Below are 5,631 nucleotides of genomic sequence, written 5' to 3'. Positions count from 1 at the left end.
CTCCCCTCCCCTCGGCCGAAAGACGGCGATCCCATGCCCTTCACCGCTCCCGAACCGCCCGATCCGGCACTCGCCCGACTCGGCCGGTTCCTGGCCCGGCGCCGCGTCGGCGTCCTCGTCGCCGGCCTGCTCACGGCCCTCGTGGCCGGACTGGTCGGCGCTCCGACGGTCGGCGCCCTGGTGCTGTCGCGGTTCGAGGCGCCGGGCTCCGAGTCGCACCGCGCCGCGACGGCGCTGCGCGAGGAGTTCGGCACCGGAAGTCCGAACCTGCTCCTGCTGCTGACCGTCCGCGACGGCACGGTCGACGATCCGGCGATCGCCGCGGCGGGCCGCGAGCTGACCGCGGAGCTGGCCGGCGCCGACGGCGTCGCGGAGGCGTACTCCTACTGGACCCGGGACGCCAGCCCGGTGCTGCGCAGCGAGGACGGCACCCAGGCGGTGCTGCTCGCCCGCCTCCCCGGCGACGCCGACACGGTCCGCCGCGAGGTCCTACCGGAACTCGGCCCGGACTTCACCCGCGACACCGCCGCCTACACCGTCCGTGTGGGCGGCGGCGAGCAGGTGTTCCTGGAGGCCAGCGGCCAGGCCGCGGCCGACTTCCTCCGGGCCGAGGCGATCATCTTCCCGATGGTGTTCCTGCTGCTGCTCGTCGTGCTGCGCAACGCGGTCCTCGCCGTGCTGCCGCTGCTGGTCGGCCTGTTCACCATCGCCGGCACGCTCGCGGTCCTGCGCGGCGTCACCCTGTTCGCGGAGATCTCGACGTTCGCGCTCAACATCACGCTGGTGATGGGGATCGCCCTCGCGGTCGACTACTGCCTCTTCCTGATCTTCCGCTTCCGCGAGGAGCTCGCCGCGGGCCGGACGGTCCCCGACGCGGTCGCCGCCACGGTGCGCACCGCCGGGCGGACGGTCCTCTTCAGCGGCGGCACCGTGGTGGCCTCCCTCTCCGTGCTGTTCGCGCTGCCGTTCGACTTCCTGCGGTCGTTCGCCTACGCGGGCATCGCGGTGGTCCTGCTGGCCGTGGCGGGCTCGGTGCTGCTGCTGCCCGCCGCGCTCGCGCTGCTCGGCCCCCGGGCCTCCCGGCGGCTGTTCGGGGCCCGCCGGGCATCGGGCGCCGGAGCGGCGGTCGACCCGGGTTCGGCGCTGTGGTCGCGGACCGCGCGCCGTGTCATGCGGCGCCCGCTGGCCTACGGCGCGGCCGCGGTCGTGGTCCTCGCCGTCCTCGGTTCACCGGTGTTCTCGCTGCGCTTCGGGCTGCCCGACGACCGGGTGCTGCCGGAGTCGGCGCCGAGCCGGCAGGTGCAGCAGGACATCCGCGACGGCTTCACCGCCGAGCAGAGCGACGCCCTGCTGGTCGTCGCCCCGGACGCGGGTCCGGCCGCGGCCGACCGCGCCGCGCTCGCCAGCTACGCGGCGGAGCTGTCGCGGATCGACGGCGTCGCGCAGGTGGACGGCGCCGCGGGCTCCTTCGCCGGCGGCGAACTCGTCACCGTCCCCGCCGCGTCCGCGGAACGCTTCGCCGGGGACGGAGCCACCTGGCTGTCGGTGGTCCCCACGGTGGAGCGCCTGGAGACCGACCCGTTCGGGCTGGTCGCCGAGGTGCGCGGGCTGGCCGCCCCCTTCGACGTCGAGGTGGGCGGCTATCCGGCCGACCTGGTCGACTACCGCGACTCCCTGGTCGACCGCCTGCCGCTGCTGCTCCTCCTCGTCCTCGCCGTCACGTTCGTCATCCTGTTCCTGCTCACCGGGAGCGTGGTCGTCCCGCTCAAGGCGACCGTGCTGAACCTGCTCAGCCTCTCGGTGATGTTCGGCGCACTGGTGTGGGTGTTCCAGCTCGGCAACCTGTCCGGCCTGCTCGGCTTCACCGCGACCGGGTCGCTGGAGTCGAGCATCCCGATCCTGATGTTCTGCGTCGGCTACGGGCTGTCCATGGACTACGAGGTCTTCATGCTGGCGCGGGTGAAGGAGGAGTACGACCGCACCGGCGACACCGCGACCGCGGTGGCCGAGGGGCTGCGGCGCAGCGGGCCGCTGATCACGGCCGCCGGGGCGATCCTGGCGCTCTCCTTCGCCGCCTACGCGACGTCGGAGGTCGTCTTCCTGAAGATGCTGGGCGTCGGGCTGGCGCTCGCCGTGCTGGTGGACGCCACCCTGATCCGGGCCATCCTGGTCCCGGCCATCATGCGGCTGGCCGGCGACCTCAACTGGTGGGCCCCCGCACCGCTGCGCCGCCTGCACGCCCGCGTCGGCATCAGCGAGTCGGACGAGGCGCCGCGGAGCGCAGCGCCGGCCCGGACCGGCTGACGGACGGCCGGGCGGCGGACTCCGCAGCCCCCGGAAACCGGGGTGCCGGCAGCCGGGGAGCGCCCGTCGGTGCGAGCGGCGGACTCCCCGGCGCCGCGTGCGCCCCCGCAGGGTCCTCGGGGGTCGGGCGCCCCGCGGCGGCTCCGGAGCGCCCGGCCACGGAGCACCGCCCCTCCGGTGGGCGGCCGCGGACCGGAGGGTCGCCGCCCCGCCCCCGCGTGGACGGTCCCGCAGCGGGGCATGGCGCGCCCGGCTCCCCGGGCGGCGCCGGTGGACCAGCGAGCAGCTCGACGCGGCGGAGCATGCGCACGAGCTCCGGCCGTCGGACCGGGTGTGGGTCAACCTGGACGCCGCCCTGGACGGCCTCGGCTCCGCCTCCTGCGGCCCCGAGCCGCTCCCCCGGTACCGGCTGGCCGCCGCACCCCGGACGTTCGCCGTCCGGCTGTCCGCCATCGGCGGAGGGCCCTGACCCGCCGGCCGGGGTGCCTCCGCCGGCGGACGCGCCGCGGCCGGCCTCCCGCCTCCCGGCCGCCCGGCGCGCCAGACTGGGCCGGGTGAGGGGCAGACGCAGCGCCGGCATCCTGGTGTACCGCGCGGCGGGGTCGGGCACCGAGGTGCTCCTCGGCCACATGGGCGGACCGTTCTGGGCGCGGCGCGACGCGGGCGCCTGGTCGGTGCCCAAGGGCGAGTACCCGCCGGAGGAGGCGCCGGAGGCGGCGGCCCGGCGCGAGTTCGCGGAGGAGCTCGGTGTACCGCCGCCCGCCGGGGACCTCCTCCCGCTCGGCAGCACCCGGCAGGCGGGCGGCAAGACCGTCGCGGTGTGGGCCGTGGAGGGCGACCTCGATCCCCGGCACGTGGTCCCCGGGACGTTCGAGATGGAGTGGCCGCGCGGTTCCGGCCGGCTCCGGGAGTTCCCGGAGATCGACCGGGTCGCCTGGTTCCCCGTAGCCGCCGCCCATGAGCGGATCGTGGCCGGGCAGCGGGTCTTCCTCGACCGGCTGGAGGCGCACCTGCGCGGCGGGTGAGGCTGCCAGGCCCCGCCCCGCGCCACGGCCGCGCGGCGGGCGGAACGCTCCGCCGGGGCGCGGCGGCGCCGGCCCCCGGTCCCGCGCCGGGACGTGCCCGGCAGCCCACGGGACCACCGGGCCGGCCGCCAGCGGCCCGGACCGGTCACGGCCGGCGGGCTGGGTTCCGTCTACCGGCAGGTCCGCGGGGCGGACCGGTGCCGCGGCCCCCGGTGCCGACGCGATGCCGGAGCCCCGCTCGGCGCCGCTGGTCCCGTCGCCTCGACCTGGCCGGCCTCCAGCGCCGGAGCGAAATGCCGTCCTCATCCCCGAGCGGGCACCGCTCGCAGCGGGTCGGTCGGGGGACCGCGGCCGCCGGCCGCCTCCCGCCGGGCCCGGAGGCGGCCCAGCGGGGTGGGCAGCCGGCCAGGACGCACCCCGCGTCCGTGGGGCGCGCCCCAGGGGCGGCTGCGGGACGCACGGCCCGACCGGGCTCGGCCGGCTCAGCCGGCGCCGGCCGCGGCCAGGCGCGGGCGGAGCTCCCCGGTCCACGCGCGGTAGCCGGCGGGCAGCAGGTGCAGTCCGTCTGCGGTGAACTCCGCCCGGAGCCGCCCCTCGGCGTCGGCCAGGGCGGGCCACAGGTCGAGGTACTGCGCGCCGTGCTCGGCCGCCGCGCGCTGGTAGCGGGCGTTCAGGTCCCGGATCCGCGCGGTGTAGGGCGCGGTCCGCGGCGGCACCGACTGCAGGTGGAGCCGCGTCCGCGGAGTCGCGCGCCGCAGTTCGGCCAGGATCGCGGCGGTGTCGGCGGCGATCGCGTCGAGGTCGCGCCCGAGCGCGACGTCGTTCGTGCCGATCAGCAGGAACACCTGGGCCGGCCGGCCCTCGGCGACCGGCCGCAGCCGGCGGCGGACCCCGGCCGCCGTGTCGCCGCCGACCCCGAGGTTGCGCACGGGGAGCCCGGGCAGCAGCTCCTGCCACGCGCCTCCCTCGGTCAGGCTGTCGCCGAGGAGCACGATGTCCCCCCGGCCCACGATCGGCTCCGTCCGCACGTCCATCTCCGCTCCCCCGTCCGCGTCCGTCGTACCGCGCGTCCTCCCGGCGGTGCCCCCGCGGTGCCCCGCCGCCCGCCGTGCGTCCCATTCTGCCCGTCACGCCCGCGGCCGCACGCGGATCGCGCGACTCACGGCGCGCTTCGGTGCCGCTTCCGCGACGAGCCCGCTCCACTGGGTGATAGTGGTCCCATGCGGTATATCGAGAACGCGCACACCAGCAGGCCCTACTCCAAGATCGGCCTGGGCACCTGGCAGTTCGGCTCCCGGGAGTGGGGGTACGGCGCCGACTACGACGATCGCGAGGCGGCGCGGCTGGTGCGCCGCGCGCTCGAACTCGGGGTGACCGTGTTCGACACGGCCGAGCTGTACGGCTTCGGACGCGGCGAGCGGATCCTGGGTGCCGCGCTGCGTACGGCGCTGGAGGCCGCGGGGGTGCTCCGTGAGGAGGTCGTGGTGGCGACCAAGATCCTTCCGCTGCTGCCCGTGGCGCCGGTGGTGGAGCAGCGCGCGGTCGCCAGCGCGGCGCGGCTGGACGTGGGCGGCATCGACCTGTACCAGGTGCACCAGGCCAATCCGGTGGTGCGCGACTCCACCACGATGCGCGGCATGGCCTCGCTGCGCCGGGCGGGAGTGATCCGCGACGTGGGGGTCAGCAACTACTCCCTGGCCCGCTGGCGGCAGGCGGAGGCTGCGCTGGGGGCTCCGGTGCTGGCCAACCAGGTGCAGTACAGCCTGGTGGCCCGGGAGCCGGAGCACGACCTGCTGCCGTACGCGGAGGGCGCGGACCGGATCGTGATCGCCTACAGCCCGCTCGCGCAGGGGCTGCTGTCCGGCCGCTACGACGCGCAGCGGCGCCCGGTCAACGCTGCCCGGGCGCTGAACCCGCTCTTCCTCCCCGACAACCTGGAGCGGGTCCGGCCGCTGCTGGACACGCTCCGCGAGGTCGCCGACGCGCACGACGCGGAGCCGTCGCAGATCGCGCTGGCGTGGGCCATCCGGCATCCGTCGGTCGTGGCGATCCCGGGCGCCGCCAGCGTGGAGCAGCTGGAGTCCAACGTCGCCGCCGCCGACATCAAGCTGACCGACGGCGAGTACGCGGCGCTGTCCGACGCCTCCCACCGGTTCACGCCGGTCACCTGGCCGACTGCGCTGCCCCGGCTGCTGCGCCGGCGCTAGGGAGTGTTTGGAAACTGTTTGAAACTGGGGCAATCAGCGTCAGAACAGTAACCGTGCGCGTGTCGATCCCGGGCATGAGTGAAGCCTCCGGTACA

The 5,631-nt window shown here is 76.4% G+C and carries 5 protein-coding genes; 4 read left to right on the top strand and 1 reads right to left on the bottom strand.

Going from position 1 to position 5,631, the window contains the following annotated elements; all coding sequences use genetic code 11:
- The first annotated feature begins 33 nt into the window (after positions 1-33).
- From DEF28_RS25285 to DEF28_RS25275, 3 genes are all read left to right on the top strand, one after another.
- Positions 34-2,304 carry an MMPL family transporter gene (locus DEF28_RS25285; RefSeq protein ID WP_114433561.1) on the top strand — a complete coding sequence of 757 codons (2,271 nt, stop codon included), beginning with the start codon at positions 34-36 and terminating at the stop codon, positions 2,302-2,304.
- Between the two features lie 97 nt (positions 2,305-2,401).
- Entirely contained in the window at positions 2,402-2,773 is a 372-nt protein-coding gene (locus DEF28_RS25280; protein ID WP_114400653.1) for a beta-galactosidase small subunit-related protein, read from the top strand.
- A gap of 85 nt (positions 2,774-2,858) precedes the next feature.
- Positions 2,859-3,329 (top strand): NUDIX domain-containing protein, encoded by a 471-nt coding sequence (locus tag DEF28_RS25275; protein WP_114400656.1) that lies wholly within the window; start codon positions 2,859-2,861, stop codon positions 3,327-3,329.
- 482 nt (positions 3,330-3,811) lie between these two features.
- Here DEF28_RS25275 and DEF28_RS25270 read toward each other — a convergent pair whose 3' ends face one another.
- Complete coding sequence (locus DEF28_RS25270) at positions 3,812-4,363, bottom strand: GDSL-type esterase/lipase family protein (protein ID WP_114400654.1); 552 nt, start codon at positions 4,361-4,363, stop codon at positions 3,812-3,814.
- Positions 4,364-4,549: 186 nt separating this feature from the next.
- On the opposite strand from DEF28_RS25270, the gene DEF28_RS25265 reads away from it, so the two are divergent.
- Positions 4,550-5,536, top strand: a complete 987-nt coding sequence (locus DEF28_RS25265) for an aldo/keto reductase (protein ID WP_114400655.1) — start codon at positions 4,550-4,552, stop codon at positions 5,534-5,536.
- Positions 5,537-5,631 lie beyond the last annotated feature (95 nt).

Origin of the sequence: Marinitenerispora sediminis (assembly GCF_003336425.1) — a bacterium.
GTDB lineage: Bacteria > Actinomycetota > Actinomycetes > Streptosporangiales > Streptosporangiaceae > Marinitenerispora > Marinitenerispora sediminis.
This window is presented reverse-complemented; position numbering and strand designations above follow the sequence as displayed.